This window comes from Rhodococcus baikonurensis, from assembly GCF_040489275.1.
Lineage (GTDB): Bacteria > Actinomycetota > Actinomycetes > Mycobacteriales > Mycobacteriaceae > Rhodococcus_F > Rhodococcus_F baikonurensis.
This window is the reverse complement of record NZ_JBEUOQ010000002.1, coordinates 223,095-238,735: the sequence shown is the minus strand read 5'-3', so window position 1 is coordinate 238,735 and position 15,641 is coordinate 223,095. Positions and strand designations below refer to the sequence as shown.

Sequence of the window (15,641 nt, the reverse complement as noted above, 5' to 3'; positions counted from 1 at the left end):
TATCGTTGAAGGTTCGAGTGAAACTTTCACGAAAACTACCTGGGGTATACCGTGAAAAGCCTCAATCGGAGGTGATCAGTGCGGCCCATCGACCTTGCCCGTGAACACGGGTTGTCCGCGCAGGCGATCCGCAACTACGACGATGCCGGCGTCCTTCCTTTATCCGAGCGCAGCAACCACGGCTACCGGCGATACACCCCAGTGCACGCACAAGCCCTGCGTACTTTCCTCGCATTGCGCGGCGGTCACGGGCACCGGCGGGCCACGGAAATCATGCGTGCGACCAACCAGGGCGACACCGAGTCCGCCTACCGCCTGATCGACAGTGCGCACGTAACGCTGCTCGCCGAGCGAGGAACTCGCACCGAGGTAGCCACTGCGCTGGGGACTCTGTCCACCACAGCACCGGCACAGGTACACGGTCCAGCGCTGACGGTGGGTGAGCTCGCGCGCCGTCTCGGCGTTCATCCGGCGACACTGCGCACATGGGAAGAGCACGGCATCCTGCGTCCCGAACGCGAACAGGCAACGGGTTATCGCGAATACGGTCCCGAGTGTGTGCGCGACGCCGAGATCGCACGGCAACTGCGGCGCGGCGGCTACCGACTGTCGCAAGTCGCCCAGTTTCTCGACTCGCTGCGCGAGGCAGGCGGAGCGGACGCGTTGGCAGCGTTCCTCGAATCCTGGCAAGACCGGCTGACCACGCGCAGTCGCAACCTTCTCGCCGGCGCGGCTCAACTCGATGCCTATCTCACGATGCTGGATCAGACCTGGCTGCGTCGTCGATCACCGAACGATCAAGAAGTCAGTTCACAAGCCGCGCAAGGCTCCTCACCATCTCACTGACGGTGTCCGTCGACGGCCACGGAAACTCCGGGAGATCCGCACGCAACATCACCTGTCCGTGGAGCGAGGTCCAGATCGACACCGCATCGACGAAAGTATCTGTGCTGGTCGACTTCCCAGCATCGACACACGATTCGAGATTGGTCACCAGCGTGTTGAATGCGGCCAGCCCTCGCGTATCCGATTGTGGAGACTGACCTTTCGGCCGAGACCACCCGAACAAGACCCGATACCGAGCAGGCTCGGAGATGCCGAACTCGACGTATGCCGAGCAACCAGCATACAAACCCTCGACAGGGTCGGCGTGCGCGGCAACGGCGTCGGCCACCGCGAGATGCAACTGCTCCAGCGATTCGGAGACCACCGCTTCGACAATGGCGTCGCGATCGGAAAAGTGTCCGTAGATAGATGGTGCGGATATCCCGACCTCGCGAGCGACCGACCGAAGCGTCACCGCTTGATCCGATCCGGTGCGGGCGATGAGCGTCGCCGCTGCGGCGACGATCTCTCCACGGAGCCGTGTGCCGCTTCCTCTCGGATTTCGGGCGCGAGTACTCCGAGAACCGTTCGTCCCAGTTTCATCGGCATCCTCGGAAACATCACTCACCCGACAAACTTTACACACGTAAGGCGACGGGGTACGTTTTCATCACTAAACATCCGTAAGGTTACGTTCGTAAGGACATAATGAATTCTCTCCACCTCACTGACCGGCGACGATGGGCGGCGCTGGGCGCCCTCTGCACTTCCCTCGTCGTAGTCACGATCGACAACACCATCCTCAACACCGCCATCCCGACCCTTGCCCGCGAACTGCCGGCGACCACCGTCGACCTGCAATGGATCAACAACGCATACACATTGGCGTTCGCCGCCTTGCTCATCACGGCAGGTGGACTCGGCGCGAGATTCGGTCACCGTCGGATACTTCTGACCGGCCTCACCTTGTTCACCCTCGGGTCAGCCTTCGCAGCCCTCTCGCAGACGTCGTTGCAGCTGATCGGCTGGCGAACAGTGATGGGGGCAGCCGCCGCACTGGTCATGCCGGCCACGCTGTCACTTGTCGTCTCGATGTTCGTTCCGCACGAGAGAGGCCGGGCGATAGGCATCTGGTCTGCAACCGCCGGACTCGGAATCGCGATCGGCCCTGTAGCCGGTGGCGTACTACTCGAACATTTCAGTTGGGGAAGCGTCTTCTGGATCAACGTCCCATTGGTCGCCGTTGTGATAGCCGCGACGGCTTCTCTTGTGCCCTCAGTTGAAGGAATGGGAAAGGGTTCCTTCGACATCCCCGGACTCCTGTTGTCCGCCGGCGGACTGGCTTTGATCGTGGATGCCCTCACTCAAGCAAGCCTTCGCGGATGGTCTTCGCCCATCACGCTGCTGGAGATCGTCAGCGCAACAGCACTTCTCGCCGGATTCGTCTGGTGGGAGCTGCGGGCCCCGGCGCCGATGACAGATGTGCGCATCTTCACCAGCCGAGTGTTCAGCATCTCCAATGCCATCTTGGCCGCCACGTTCTTCGCCTTGTTCGGAGTTCTCTTCACGTACACGCAATACCTTCAATTCGTTCGCGGGTACGGTCCATTGATTGCCGGCGTCGGTGCAGTTCCGTTTGCACTGGTGATGGCAGCTGTAGCGTCGAGCAGCGATCGTGTGGTCGGCCGACTCGGGGTGCGCAGTTCGATCGCGGGCGGCCTCACGCTTATGTCCGTGGGACTGTTGGTCTTGTCGATCGCCGCAGGTAGGTTCGCACCGTTCGGGATCCTCGCTGCGATCATGGCACTGGTCGGCGCCGGGATGGGGCTGGTCATGGCTCCAGCCACAACTGCGTCCATGTCGTCGGTTGCGCCTCAACAGGCTCCGATGGCAAGTTCGATCAACAGTGTCGTACGGGAATTGGGTGGAGTTCTGGGCGTCGCCGTCGTCGGGACGGTCGTAGCAACGGTTTTCCGGTCCCGCTTCAAACCAGGAGTCGGCACTTCCACAGTCGATCTGGCGCAGATCCACGCCGACGCTCCCACGGTGAGCGCTGTGGCCGACGCAGCGAACCAGGCTTACAGCTCGGCGATGTGCATCGGAATCCAGATCTGTGCCGCAGTCGCGTTCCTCGGTGCGTTGACCATCATTACGTTGTTTCCCGCACCACGTCGCCCGGCTTCTTGTCCTCCCGCAGACCCCGCCAACTCGGATGGCGAAGGCGTCCGGTCGCCGTCCAATCCATGAACCGCACCTCACCGACGAGTTCAGGCCTCACCCAGACCGCCCCCTTTCGGTCATCTGCTGGAAGTTCCTCCTCGAACGGACTTTCCTTCTGACGCAACGGTTCCAGCACCGCAAGCAGTGACTCCAAATCACGATCACTGAATCCGGTACCGACGCGGCCCACGTAGGTCAACCCGTCCTCACCCGGAATTCCCATGAGCAGCGCCCCGATCCCCTGCGCTCGATTGCCCTGTCCGGTGCGCCACCCACCGATCACCACCTCTTGAGTGCGCCAGTTCTTCACCTTGATCCAACTCGACCCACGCCGTCCCGGAAGGTAGACCGATGCACGACGTTTGGCGACGATCCCTTCCCACCCGGCATCGGTACTCACCTCCAACGCGTTCTCCGCCGTACCCTCGATCTGTGGGGGCACCTCGAGCTCACCGACCTTGCCCGCCAACGCATTCAACACGGTGCGGCGATCCGAATAGGATTTCCGCAGCAAAGACACTCCGTCGAGGTACAGAAGATCGAAGGCCAGGAATACCGGTTCCCCACCTCGTTGGAGGAGGCCGAAATCTGTAACTCCCGCGTCGTTGTACGCCACCACTTCACCGTCGAGAACCACGTCATGACCGTCCAGCACCTCGGCCAACCCGGCAAGGGCTGGATAGTCCCGGGTCTTGTCGTTACCCGCGCGACTGCGAAGCGACATTGTGCCCGAATGATATTCGAGGATCACTCGAATCCCGTCCCACTTGCCTTCGAAGGCCCACTCCTGCGGGTCGAGACCTTCGAGCGTTCCAGCGGTGGCAAGCATCGGCTCGAGATTCTTGGGAAACTCCGTTCCGAAACTCGCGTTCTGATCCTTCATCAGATGCATCAGCCACTGGTCGCCCTTCGTCCGGATCAGCGCGAATCGTCCCTGCACCCGTTCGCCGCTGAGGCGCACAATCACTTCGTCTTCACGCCACTTCTCGGTCTCGTACGTCCCGGAATCCCAGATCGTCATCGAACCGCCGCCGTACTCCCCCTTCGGAATCGTGCCCGAGAACGTGGCGTATTCGAGCGGGTGATCCTCGGTGTGCACGGCCAACCGATTCTCTCCGGCACTGGTCGGCACGCCCTTCGGAACAGCCCAGGACACGAGCACACCGTCCCGCTCGAGGCGAACGTCGTAATGCAATCGTCTGGCGTGATGTTCCTGGATCACAAAGGTATTGCCCGCGCTCTCCTTGGTCACCGCAGCAGGGATCGGCTCCGGTGTCCGGTCGGCCGACCGCTTGTTGCGATAGTGAGTCAACGTGTCGGCTACAGCCGCCGAGACCGGCGGATCCAGATCGCTCAGCAGATCACCGTCGGATTCGACGCGCTCCAGAACCTCGTCGAACAACAGATGCCGTAGTTTCGGATCGTCGAGTTCATCCCAACTGCGCGGCGCGGCAACATAGGGTTGATCGCGACCGCGCATCGAATACGGCGCAATGGTTGTCTTGGCTGCGTTGTTCTGACTCCAGTCCACGAAAATCTTGCCTGCCCGGACATTTCGAGCCATCGTCGCGGTGACGAGATCCGGGTGAAGCTTCTCGAGCCCGGTGGCGATCTGCTTGGCGACAGTCGACGCACCACTGCCGTCCAAGGCTCGATCCAGTGGAACGTAGAGGTGAATTCCCTTGCTACCACTGGTTACCGGATAGGCAGTCCACCCCAGAGTTGCGACCAGATCGCGAATCGACCTCGCCACCTCGGCGCACTGGGTCAACCCGACGCCTTCGCCCGGGTCGAGGTCGAATACCAGTCGTGTCGCCGGACCACGCTCGGAACCGTCGAATCGCCATTGGGGAACGTGCAATTCGAGTGCGGCCTGCTGACCCAGCCACGCCAGGGATGCAACGGAATCGAAGATCGGGTAGGTGACGACACGATCAGAATGTTGCAGCGACGCACGCGTGAGCCACTGCGGGGCTGACGACGCAAGGTTCTTCTCGAAGAAGGACTGACCGTCCACACCGTTGGGCCAACGCTTACGAGTGCCCGGCCTACCGACGACATGCGGAAGCATGACTGCGGCGATACGGGTGTAGTAGTCGATGACTTCGGCCTTCGTGGTGCCGCTCTCGGGGTAAAGGATCTTGCCCAGATTGGTCACGGACACGGTTGTGCCGTCGAGTGTGATCTGACCCCGATCCGTCGTTGCCATTTTCTCATTGTGCTGGATAGCGCTGTGTCTGGCAGTAGAAATCTGACGGATCGGAAACCTGCCGCTGCACCAGGCCACGGGCAAGACTGGTTTCTCGATGGGAGAGGAGACCACGATGACAGTTCGCAGTTCCGTGGAGCCGTTGGTCGACAACAATTGGCGGATGTTCGCCACCTGTAAAACAGTGGACCCGGCGGTGTTTTATTCGCCGGGTGAAGAACGCGGACGCAATCGGGCTGCACGGGAAAGTTCGGCGAAGCAGGTGTGCTTCCGCTGCCCGGTCATTCGGGACTGCCTGGCCTTTGCACTCGACACCGCCGAACCACACGGAGTATGGGGTGGGACGACACCGTCGGAGCGCCTTGCACTACGACGCTCAGCTGCGTGAACTCCGCTCATACGAGACCCCCGTCACGTCGATACCGGACAAACAGGCAAGATGGCCTTGTGCCTATGACACGACGCGCAGTTGCCGTGACCGCGATCTTCGCTTCCTCGATCTTGTTGGGCTCATGTTCGCCGCAGCCGGAGGCCCCTGCGGCAGCAGACACCACCACCACGGTTCCCGAGGCGTTCACCAAACTGCCCTCGACCACCGCCGTGGACAAGTGCGGACCCCAGAGCGGGACCACCCTCGAGGACGGTTTCTTGACCATCGCCACCGATTCACCGGCGTACGCGCCGTGGTTCGTCGACAACACTCCGTCGAATGGCAAGGGCTTCGAAGGTGCGGTGGCCCGGGCCGTCGTCGACAAGCTCGGATACAACACCGACCAGGTTCGCTTCACCACGGTCGCCTTCAACGACGCGCTGAAACCTGGCCCCAAGGATTTCGACTTCGACGTCAATCAATTCACGATTTCCGAAGATCGCCGCGCGAACGTCGACTTCAGCTCGCCGTATTACGCAGTCGCGCAGTCGGTGATCGCCTCTGACGGAAGCAAAGCAGCCGGTGCAAAGAATCTTGCGGATCTCGCCGGCTACCGCTTGGGCGCTCAAACCGGTTCCACCAGCCTCGCGGCAATCACCGACACGATTGTTCCGACCACTGCGCCCCGCGAGTTCGCGACCACGGACGACGCGAAAGCTGCGCTGGCCGCGGGCGAGATCGACGCACTGGTCGTCGACATTCCGACCGGATTCCACATCACCGAGAACGAACTGCCCGGGTCGGTCATCGTGGGTCAGTTTCCGCGCCCCAACGCGGTCACCGAATTCTTCGGGTTAGTGCTGGAGAAGAACAGTCCACTGACCGCGTGCGTCTCTGCCGCCGTGGATGCGCTCTACGCCGACGGCACCCTCGAGAAGCTCGCTACCGAATGGATCACGGACAGCGCCGACGCACCCGTTCTCGAGTAGCTCAGCCGGCGCGCCCACTGATCGCGCCGACGAAGACCTTCGGGATGTCTGCCGGTGCCGGAGCGAAGTGACTGTTACCGCCGGTGAGAGCCGAAATCTGCTCGAGCACATCGGTATCGGCGTCGTCGGTGACACCGATGGTGATGATCGGTACCGGCCGCGCCGGGTCCTGCTCGCGAGTCAGGGTGTCGAGAAGTTCCTGCAGCGAGATACCCGACGGGTCGTCGTTCGCACCGTCGGTAAGGAGAATCACCGAATTGATCGAGGCCGGATCGTAGGACTGTTGCATGGACCGATACGCGGCGAGAACGCTGTCGTACAAACCTGTTCCGCCGCCGACGATCGAAGAGAGATTGTCGATCCGAGACAGCAGTTTGTTCCGATGATCCGTGTCGCCTTCAGTTGCATCCATCCGGGCGACGGGTTCGAGTTCGCGGTAGTCCGTCCCCTCACCGAGATCTACGGAAAATGCCCAGAGACCCAATTGTGCGTTGGCAGGAAACATTCGGATCGCGATGTCACCGGCCTGCGCCGTCGCGGCCATTCGAGTGACCCCGTCCTGCATGTAGTCCATGGACCCCGAGACGTCGACAACTGCCAACGCACGGGAAGGCCTGGACAGAATCTCCTACCGCGCAAGCGCTTTGGTGACCACAGTCGGATCGGACGGCACCAGTGACACGACCTTTCCCACTCCACCGGCGACCGGTGGGGCCTGATCTGCGCCGCGGAACCCGAGGCCCGCAAGTACCGAGCGCCCGGTGTCCGATGTCAGCGCTGCCGCCAGTAGTTTGCCGGCGCCGTCCGCCGCTGACGAGTCTGCACCCACACGTGCCATCGGGTAGTCCATGAAGACCGAACCGGACGACGGCACCGACGCGGTGAGTCGACTGTCCGCATGTGCGGCGAGATAGGCCTCGAAGGTCTGCTCGGTAGTCACCGCGGTCCCGCCGTCCGCGTCCACGGTTTGGATGCGTCCGGTCGAACCGGTTTCCTTCAGATTTCCGTACTGCGCTTGCGCCACCGGAACCAAGGCTGCCGATATGGACGTGAGGTCCCCGCCCCGCGACTGGGTCTCGGCAAAGGCTGCCACGATCGGTGCGCTGGAGACGGCACTGGTCAGGGGATCGCCGATGTGCAGTGCTGGAGCGCCGAGGACGTCCGTCCATGCGCCGGGTGCCTCGGTGCCTGGCGCCGAGACGGCGACAACCGGGGTGGACGCGACCGAGTTGCTGATCCGGCGAACCTCCTGCCCGCTTGCGGAAACCTTGTCCAGCCATTCGCTCGAATCAGGTATCCACAGGGCGGGCGCCGTACCGTCGGCGATCGCCGCGACAGTGAGCACGGGATCTTGCGGCGTCACGCTGAGCGAGATGCACCCGAGTTCCGTAGCGGGGATGGCAGCGGCGACAGCTTCGAGTCCCGAGGCGATCGACGGATCGGCCGCCACGGTCACGGTTTCAGGGTTGTCACAATTGGTTGCCGTAGCAGCTGCAGCGGCGCCCGCACCGAGTTCTCCCTTGTCGCTGACGCTTTTGAATGTCACGGCGAATGCCGCGGTTCCACCGACTGCAACTACCGCCAAGAGTCCGATCAGAACCTGCACGGATCGAGGCATGGACGCAGGTGGTGCGCCGTACCCATGACGAGACGACATTGATCGAATCCTTTCCGGCGGGACCCGCACCAATAACCAACCGATGCCCGGTTTATCCCGCCGAAAAGAATCCTAACCCATGTTAGCGGTGAAGTAGCTCAATGTGTAGATCTCGACAAACTAGGTGTAGATCTGGACAAACTGGGCCAGTGACTTCTCCACATCGCCCTTGAGTGCCCGCGCCACGCTCGAACCGATCGGGCCGAACAACGGAGCGCCGCCCAACTCGACTGTCAGCGCGAGTTCCGACCCGTCGCCCTTTGCCTTCACGTCGAGTTCGAGACCGAGCTTGACCCCACCCTTGCCGTCTCCCTTGAGCGAGATCGCCTTCGGGACGTCGTACTTCTTGATGGTCCACCGAACGCGGTTGCGCAGGCCCTTCACGGTCACGACCGAGCTGATCTCGGTGCCCACACCCAACTGCTCGGGAAGTTCACTGCGCCATCCGTCGTGAACCACGAGCCAGTTCTCGTATCCACTGAGATCGGACGCCTTGTCCCACACTTCTTGGGGAGGAAGCGGAACATCGATTTTCACTGTGAGCTTTGCCATGGCAGAACAATAAGCCCCGTGCGCCTTTTCCGTAACCGGAGGTACCAGAAAGACGCACGGGGCTTTGCCCGTACTAGTGGCTGACAGCCTTTTCGACGCCGACGCCGGTGAGGGAGCGAACTTCCATCTCCGCCTGCTTTGCCGGATCTTCGATCTTGTTGCGTCCGATGTACGTACCGACGATGCCGAGGACGAATGCCAGCGGGATCGAGACGATGCCGGGGTTCGAGAGCGGGAACCAGGCGAAGTCGGAGTTCGGGAACATCGACGACGGCTTACCCGAGACTGCCGGGGAGAACACGATCAGCGTCAAGCAGCTGATCAATCCGCCGTAGATGCTGAACAGCGCTCCGGTGGTGTTGAACTTCTTCCAGAACAGCGAGTACAGCAGGGTGGGCAGGTTCGCCGAGGCCGCCACGGCGAAGGCGAGAGCCACCAGGAAGGCGATGTTCTGTCCCATCGCCATGATGCCGAGAACGATGGAGACGAGTCCGATGACCACGACGGTGATTCGAGAAACTCGCACCTGCTGCTCCTCGGTTGCGTTGCCGCGCTTGATGACACTGGCGTAGATGTCGTGAGCGAACGACGCCGAAGCAGTGATCGCGAGGCCGGCCACGACGGCGAGGATGGTCGCGAACGCCACCGCCGAGATGATGCCCAGGAAGATGGTGCCACCGAGCTCGAAGGCGAGCAGCGGGGCCGCCGCGTTCTCCTTACCGGGTGCTGCCAAGATCTTGTCCGGTCCGACCATGCTGGCCGCGCCGTAGCCGAGAACCAGCGTGAACAGGTAGAAGGCACCGATCAGCGCGATCGCCCAGGTCACCGAGCGGCGAGCTTCCTTGGCGGTGGGTACCGTGTAGAAGCGCATCAGCACGTGCGGCAGGCCAGCGGTGCCGAGCACCAAAGCGATTCCGAGAGAGATGAAGTCGAGCTTGGTCATGCCGGAGAGTCCGTACTTCGCACCCGGCCCGAGGATGTCGCGTCCCTGCACACCCTTGGTGGTGGAACTGTTGACCATGTCCTGCGCATTGGCCAGCAACTGGGAGAAGTTGCCGCGTACTGCCCACAGAACGAGCACGAACATGATTCCGGCTCCGGCAACCAGCAGAACCGCCTTGACCATCTGCACGTAGGTGGTGCCCTTCATGCCGCCGACCAAGACGTACACGATCATCAGCACACCCACGATCGCGACCACGATCGACTGTCCCACCTTGCCGTCGATGTTGAGCAGCAACGCGACCAGCCCGCCGGCGCCGGCCATCTGAGCGAGAAGATAGAAGAGGGAAACGGCGAGCGTGGACAGGGCTGCCGCCATGCGCACCGGACGCTGCTTGAGTCTGAAGCTCAGCACGTCGGCCATCGTGAATCTACCGGTGTTCCTGAGCAATTCGGCCACCAGAAGCAGCGCAACCAACCAGGCGACAAGGAATCCGATGGAGTACAGGAAACCGTCGTAGCCGTACACGGCGATCGCACCTGCGATACCGAGGAACGATGCCGCCGAGAGGTAGTCGCCGGCGATGGCGAACCCGTTCTGCGGGCCGGTGAACTGCCCACCGCCGGTGTAGAAGTCGGACGCCTTCTTGGTGGTCCGGCTGGCGCGGATGACCAGCGTCATGGTCACGACGACAAACGCGAGGAAGATCGCGATGTTGAAGGCGGGGTTTCCTACGTCCGTTCCGGACGCGGCGAGTGTGGTGATCACTGTGCGGGACCTTCCAGTTCTTCACGGATGGCAGCGGAGCGGGGATCGAGCTCACGCCCGGCGAACTTCACGTACCACGCGGTGATGGCGAAGGTCGTGACGAATTGCCCGAGGCCGAGGATGATGCCGAGATTGATGTTGCCGAGGACCTTGGTGGCCATGAAGTCGTGGGCATAGGTAGCCAGGACGACGTACACCGCATACCAGAGCAGGAAGAATGCAGTGATGGGGAAAACGAACTTGCGCAGACGCGTTCGGAGTTCCTGGAATTCGGGACTCGCTTGCATGTCTATGAATGCCTGGGCATCCGGGGTGCGTCGCTCTTGCGGCGACCCCTCACTGATTTCTGCTGTGGACACTGCCGGCTCCTCGCCTCGCGTGTGAAGTGAACTACGCACAGACGTTAGTGAGATCGGAGTCACATGAAGATGCTGTGGTGCCAGTCACACGCTGAGCAGTCGCGCGCTGCGCCGAACGGTCAGGCAGGCGCGACCAACGGCAGAGACTTCGGGCGACTTCAGGCGGTGACTGTCAGGGTTGGCGGAGATCGTCTTCGCGATCGGAGCCCATTCCGAGCCGTTCCGGGGCGTGCATCCGCGTGAAGATTCGCGCAATATCTGCCGGTACCTGCTTCGACGACGCCTTGCTGACGACGATCATCGTGAGGAACGCCAGCGGCACGCTCACCGCGGCCGGGAACGCGAAAATGGCTGCCGGCCAGCCACCGAGGACGCTCTCCGACAAGCCCCCCAGGACCGCGACAGTCGCAGCGGTTCCCGCGACGAACCCGCCTACCACCATCCCCGCCCCAGCGCCGACAGCAGTCAGACCGCGCCACCAGATGCCCAACACGAGCAGTGGGCAGAGCGTCGACGCGGCAACCGCGAACACCAACCCGACGGTTCGCGAGAGGTCGACCGACACCACCGCCAGCGACAGTACGAGCGGGACGACACCGGCCAGGAGTGCGGCAATGCGGAAGTCTCGGACTCGCCCGCGGAGAACATCGGTACTGACGACACCCGCGATGCTCACGAGCAATCCGGACGACGTCGACAGGAAGGCGGCAATGGCACCGGACGCCACGAGCGCTGCCAGCAACTGTCCGCCCCACCCCGAGAACACCGAGCCCGGCAACAGCAGCACCGCGGCGTCGGAGGTGCCCGTGATCAGAAGTTGCGGAACGTAGAGGCGAGCGAAGACACCGAGGAGTGTCGGGAACAGGTAGAAGACACTGACCAGAGCGACAACGGCGAGCGAGGTCAGACGGGCGGCCCGTCCGTCGGGGTTGGTGTAGAACCGGACGAGGACGTGCGGCAGGCCGAGCGTTCCGAGGAAGGTGGCGAGCATCAGCGAGTACACCTGATACATCGGATGGGGCCCGCCGAACCCCCAACCCGGAGTGATCCAGTCCGAGTTCTGCGCAGGCGCTCCGGCGACGACGGGGACCGCCGCTCCCGCGTCGAGAACCATCGACATGCCTTCACCGAGGGTGTGCTCCCCCGGACCCAGCGTGACGGTACCTTCTACTGCTTGCCCGTCGACTGTGCCGCCGCTGACCGTCACCGGCTCGGACACCTGGACGACGACGTCGGTGGTGATGTCGACGGTCGTCGCAGTGGTGACCGTCGGCGGCATCGACGCGCCGACGTCGTGGTGATCGCCGAAGAAATAGAAGGTCAGTGCCACAGCGGGAATCGCGACGGCAGTCAGTTTCAGCCAGTACTGGAAGGCCTGGACGAAGGTGATCGAGCGCATCCCACCGCCGACGACGTTGGCGATGACGATGACTCCGACCGCAACGCCCCCGATCCAGCTGGGAACACCGAGCAGGATGTTGAGCGTCAGCCCCGCGCCTTGGAACTGCGGAATCAGATACAGGATGCACACCATCGCGACCACGAGCATCGCGAGCTTGCGCAATCGCGGTGAGCCGAGACGGAATTCGGCGAAATCGGGGACGGTGTAAGCGCCGGAACGTCGAAGCGGTGCCGCGACGAAGAGCAACAGTGCGAGGTATCCGGCGGTGAATCCGATGGGATACCAGAGAGCGTCTGCCCCGTATTTCGCGACCAGTCCGGCGACACCGAGAAACGAAGCAGCAGAGAGATACTCGCCGGAGATGGCCGTCGCATTCCACCGCGCGCTGACGGTTCTGGACGCGACGAGAAAGTCGGAGGTGGTACGAGCCAGCCGAACTCCGTAGATACCGATCGCCACCGTCGCCACAGCCGCCGCCACGATGCCGAGCACCGTCAACACCGGGATTGGTTGTCCTCCCACAGCGCCGCGCTCAGTCGTCCACGATGTCGGTGAAGTCCTGCTCGTTTCGTTCCGCCCGACGCACGAACACCCAGCCGGTGATCAGCAGCAAGGGATACACGGCGCCGCCCATCACGAGCCACGGCAAGCGGATGCCCAGCACTGCGACCTCCGACAGCGTCGGGAAGAGATGGGTCAGAAGCGGCACCGCACACAGGAGTCCGGCTGCGACGACGGCAAGGCGGATCGCCAGTCCCAACTGCGCGCGAACGAGACCGCGAATCATGGCGTCACCGACTTCGGTCTGTTCCTGCACCTCCACCCGGGTACGCACGATCCGAGCGCCACTGCGTTGCGCCAACACAACGCGCTCACGCTGCGGGGGGTCGGACTGCGACGTCACCGCGACAACCAACTCTGTTTGGGCGCACGAACCAGTCGATCCTTGAGTTCACGCGTGTGTCTGCGGCTGACCGGAAGCTCGACGGGCGGCTTGTCGCCGTGCGGGCGCAGACAGACCACCAACCCGCTTCCTACCGTGCGGATGCCGGTGACCAGGGCCAGAGACACCAGATATGAACGATGCACGCGCAGGAACCCCGCGTCGGCCCAGCGTGATTCGAGCGTCGAGATCGGGATGCGCACCAGGTGTGACTTCCCGGCGGTGTGCAGACGCGCGTAGTCCCCGTCGGCTTCCACCCACTCCACCGAGGAACGCTGAACGAGCGTCGTGACGCCGCCCAGTTCCACCGGGATCACCTCGTCGGTGGACGCAGCTTCGGGCTTGCTCTCGCTCTTGGTTCGCCCGGCCAAGCCCACGATCCGTTGAACGGCCTGAGCGAGGCGCTCCTCTCGGAGCGGTTTGAGCAGATAATCGACGGCACCGAGATCGAAAGCCGCAACCGCTCGATCGTCGTGCGCCGTCACGAACACCACGGGTGGTGGAGTCGCGAAGTTGGAGAGAATGCCGGCCAGTTCGAGACCGTCGAGGCCTGGCATGTTGATGTCGAGAAATACCGCGTCGATGCTTCCACCGCGCAGGATTCTCAGCGCGGTCGTCGCATCCGACGCCGTGTGAACGTGCGCAACCGCGCCCTCTGCGCGCAGCAAGAATGCCAGCTCGTCGAGGGCTGGTTTCTCGTCGTCGACGGCCAGGACGGTCAGCTGGGCATCAGTGTCAGTCTCGTTCACAACAGGTCCATGTTCCCACGACCGTTTCGGCCTGATCATCGAAGGCGAGAATCAGACGTGAATCCCCTGCTTGAACTTGGGAACACGCATACTGACCTTCGTTCCGGCGCCCGGCGCTGTCTCCACCACGAGTCCGTAGTCGTTTCCGAATGCGGCACGAAGCCTGTCGTCGACGTTGGCCAAACCGACGTGAGCGGCTTCCCGAGCGCTGGGTCGTCCCGACCCCGACTCGATGGCGTCGAGCGAACCGGACCGCAGCAGTTCGGGATCCATCCCCACACCGTCGTCTTCGACGCTGATGATGCAGTCCGGTCCCTCGTCCGCGGCAACGATGCTGACCGTGCCGCCCTCCGGCTTACTCGAAATGCCGTGACGAACCGCGTTCTCGACCAGAGGCTGGAGCGCCAGGAAGGGAAGGACCACGTTGAGCACTTCGGGTGCGACTTGAAGTCGGACGTTCAGAGCGTCCCCGAAGCGCGCGCGTTCGAGAGTCAGATACCGATCGATGTTGCGTAGCTCGTCGGCGAGCAGAGTGAACTCACCCGCAGATCGAAACGAGTACCGGGTGAAGTCCGCGAACTCGAGAATCAGTTCCCTGGCCCGCGCCGGGTCGGTCCGTACGAAAGACGCGACGGTGTTGAGGGCGTTGTAGATGAAGTGGGGACTGATCTGAGCGCGCAGAGCCCGCACTTCCGCTCGATCCAGCAGGGCCCGGGACGCGTCGAGGTCGGCGAGTTCGATCTGACTGCAGGCGTACCGGGCGACCTCGGTGACGGCTCCGAGCATTCCCGGCCATGGGTCCTCGCTGGTGACGATTCCCATCACCCCGACGACGCCGATGTCCTCGATCAGCAGTGGTTGAGCGATCAGCGCGCGCACGCTGTGATCGCTCGACCCGCGTACCAAGTCCGCTTGGGAGACGAGCACCCGGCGCTCACCTTCGATCGCGCGAATGGCGGCGTCGTGGAATTGATCGGCCAATGCCTCGTGACGACCGTCCCACGCCAGCAGATTTCCCGACGCATCGGCCAGGCCGAAACCGGCGCCGCCGGTCAGCTCGCGCAGGTGAGGCGCTGCCTCGGCGGCCGAATTCTTGTCGAGCCCGCGCCGAAGCGGGCGTGCGGCAAGCGAAGCCGTGTGGAGCGCGGCATGGACGGCTCGTTCGGTGGGCGTGGTCACCTCACGTCTGGTGCGCATCCACACCACTGTCAGTGCCCCGGCCACTGCGAGGATCAGCACGCTGAGAAGTGCGACCACGGCCGGGCTCAACGCGAATCCTCGTCCAGTTTCCGGATCAGTGTTCTCGGAGCCACCGTGCGGTACGCCTCTTCGACGATGTCGGCGACGTCGTTCCAGAATTTCCCGTCCTCGGTGTCGTCGGCACTCGGAACGTCGAGGTACACGCCGATCCATCCACGGCCGCCCACGTACGGCGGCACGAAGAACCGCGACGGATCACGGCCGACCCAATCTGCCTGCGCCCCAGGCGGTGCTGCGGCCCAGATCGCGACACGATCGTCGTGGTGGTGATCTGCCATGGAGACGAACTGCGGCGCCTTACGCACGAACCACGACGGTTCACCGTGGCTGACCCGCTCGGTCGCCTCCGGCAGTGCCAGTGCAAGCGCGCGGATTCGTTCCAGCGGCGTCACCGA

The 15,641-nt window shown here is 63.0% G+C and carries 16 protein-coding genes; 4 read left to right on the top strand and 12 right to left on the bottom strand.

Annotated features, from left to right (window positions below):
- Positions 1-78 precede the first annotated feature (78 nt).
- Entirely contained in the window at positions 79-846 is a 768-nt protein-coding gene (locus ABWI03_RS05310; RefSeq protein ID WP_298777366.1) for a TioE family transcriptional regulator, read from the top strand.
- Here ABWI03_RS05310 and ABWI03_RS05305 read toward each other — a convergent pair.
- Complete coding sequence (locus ABWI03_RS05305) at positions 806-1,453, bottom strand: TetR/AcrR family transcriptional regulator (RefSeq protein WP_298777365.1); 648 nt, start codon at positions 1,451-1,453, stop codon at positions 806-808. The genes ABWI03_RS05310 and ABWI03_RS05305 overlap by 41 nt on opposite strands.
- Positions 1,454-1,533: 80 nt before the next feature.
- Between ABWI03_RS05305 and ABWI03_RS05300 the strand changes: the two genes are divergently transcribed.
- Positions 1,534-3,072, top strand: a complete 1,539-nt coding sequence (locus tag ABWI03_RS05300; protein ID WP_298777364.1) for an MFS transporter — start codon at positions 1,534-1,536, stop codon at positions 3,070-3,072.
- On the opposite strand, the gene ABWI03_RS05295 is transcribed toward ABWI03_RS05300, so the two are convergent.
- Positions 2,975-5,254, bottom strand: coding sequence for an ATP-dependent DNA ligase (locus tag ABWI03_RS05295; RefSeq protein WP_298777363.1), 2,280 nt, complete (start codon positions 5,252-5,254; stop codon positions 2,975-2,977). The two genes, ABWI03_RS05300 and ABWI03_RS05295, sit on opposite strands and share 98 nt — an antisense overlap.
- A 115-nt stretch (positions 5,255-5,369) precedes the next feature.
- Between ABWI03_RS05295 and ABWI03_RS05290 the strand changes: the two genes are divergently transcribed.
- Both ABWI03_RS05290 and ABWI03_RS05285 read left to right on the top strand, forming a co-directional pair.
- Positions 5,370-5,642 (top strand): WhiB family transcriptional regulator, encoded by a 273-nt coding sequence (locus ABWI03_RS05290; RefSeq protein ID WP_235170069.1) that lies wholly within the window; start codon positions 5,370-5,372, stop codon positions 5,640-5,642.
- A 65-nt stretch (positions 5,643-5,707) separates the two neighbouring features.
- Positions 5,708-6,613 carry an ABC transporter substrate-binding protein gene (locus ABWI03_RS05285; protein ID WP_095971210.1) on the top strand — a complete coding sequence of 302 codons (906 nt, stop codon included), beginning with the start codon at positions 5,708-5,710 and terminating at the stop codon, positions 6,611-6,613.
- A 1-nt stretch (position 6,614) separates the two neighbouring features.
- Here the strand turns inward: ABWI03_RS05285 and ABWI03_RS05280 are convergent, their stop codons facing one another.
- The 10 genes from ABWI03_RS05280 to ABWI03_RS05235 form a co-directional block, all read right to left on the bottom strand.
- The gene (locus ABWI03_RS05280) at positions 6,615-7,214 is read right to left on the bottom strand and encodes a VWA domain-containing protein (RefSeq protein ID WP_298777362.1); all 600 of its coding nucleotides are present in this window, start codon (positions 7,212-7,214) and stop codon (positions 6,615-6,617) included.
- 27 nt (positions 7,215-7,241) lie between these two features.
- A complete protein-coding gene (locus tag ABWI03_RS05275; RefSeq protein ID WP_298777361.1) occupies positions 7,242-8,270 on the bottom strand; it encodes a substrate-binding domain-containing protein in 1,029 nt (342 codons plus the stop codon).
- 120 nt (positions 8,271-8,390) lie between these two features.
- Positions 8,391-8,822 (bottom strand): type II toxin-antitoxin system Rv0910 family toxin, encoded by a 432-nt coding sequence (locus ABWI03_RS05270; protein ID WP_003939735.1) that lies wholly within the window; start codon positions 8,820-8,822, stop codon positions 8,391-8,393.
- 73 nt (positions 8,823-8,895) lie between these two features.
- Positions 8,896-10,533: a monocarboxylic acid transporter gene (locus tag ABWI03_RS05265; protein WP_007727752.1), complete on the bottom strand. Its 1,638-nt coding sequence runs from the start codon at positions 10,531-10,533 to the stop codon at positions 8,896-8,898.
- Positions 10,530-10,892 carry a DUF485 domain-containing protein gene (locus tag ABWI03_RS05260; protein ID WP_003939976.1) on the bottom strand — a complete coding sequence of 121 codons (363 nt, stop codon included), beginning with the start codon at positions 10,890-10,892 and terminating at the stop codon, positions 10,530-10,532. Before ABWI03_RS05260 ends, ABWI03_RS05265 begins: the two co-directional genes overlap by 4 nt.
- 172 nt (positions 10,893-11,064) lie before the next feature.
- A complete protein-coding gene (locus ABWI03_RS05255) occupies positions 11,065-12,816 on the bottom strand; it encodes a sodium/solute symporter (protein ID WP_124567517.1) in 1,752 nt (583 codons plus the stop codon).
- Between the two features lie 10 nt (positions 12,817-12,826).
- Positions 12,827-13,198 carry a hypothetical protein gene (locus ABWI03_RS05250; protein ID WP_095971213.1) on the bottom strand — a complete coding sequence of 124 codons (372 nt, stop codon included), beginning with the start codon at positions 13,196-13,198 and terminating at the stop codon, positions 12,827-12,829.
- Positions 13,195-13,986, bottom strand: a complete 792-nt coding sequence (locus tag ABWI03_RS05245; RefSeq protein WP_095971214.1) for a LytR/AlgR family response regulator transcription factor — start codon at positions 13,984-13,986, stop codon at positions 13,195-13,197. The genes ABWI03_RS05250 and ABWI03_RS05245 overlap by 4 nt, the downstream gene beginning before the upstream one ends.
- 51 nt (positions 13,987-14,037) lie before the next feature.
- The gene (locus tag ABWI03_RS05240) at positions 14,038-15,255 is read right to left on the bottom strand and encodes a sensor histidine kinase (protein ID WP_095971215.1); all 1,218 of its coding nucleotides are present in this window, start codon (positions 15,253-15,255) and stop codon (positions 14,038-14,040) included.
- A complete protein-coding gene (locus ABWI03_RS05235) occupies positions 15,252-15,638 on the bottom strand; it encodes an MmcQ/YjbR family DNA-binding protein (protein ID WP_124567520.1) in 387 nt (128 codons plus the stop codon). Before ABWI03_RS05235 ends, ABWI03_RS05240 begins: the two co-directional genes overlap by 4 nt.
- Between the last annotated feature and the right edge of the window lie 3 nt (positions 15,639-15,641).

Excerpts from the sequence above, each read along its gene's own strand:
- ABWI03_RS05300 (WP_298777364.1), top strand. The coding sequence starts at position 1,534 with ATGAATTCTCTCCACCTCACTGACCGGCGACGATGGGCGGCGCTGGGC.
- ABWI03_RS05295 (WP_298777363.1), bottom strand. The coding sequence starts at position 5,254 with ATGGCAACGACGGATCGGGGTCAGATCACACTCGACGGCACAACCGTG.
- ABWI03_RS05290 (WP_235170069.1), top strand. The coding sequence starts at position 5,370 with ATGACAGTTCGCAGTTCCGTGGAGCCGTTGGTCGACAACAATTGGCGG.
- ABWI03_RS05285 (WP_095971210.1), top strand. The coding sequence starts at position 5,708 with ATGACACGACGCGCAGTTGCCGTGACCGCGATCTTCGCTTCCTCGATC.
- ABWI03_RS05275 (WP_298777361.1), bottom strand. The coding sequence starts at position 8,270 with ATGTCGTCTCGTCATGGGTACGGCGCACCACCTGCGTCCATGCCTCGA.
- ABWI03_RS05270 (WP_003939735.1), bottom strand. The coding sequence starts at position 8,822 with ATGGCAAAGCTCACAGTGAAAATCGATGTTCCGCTTCCTCCCCAAGAA.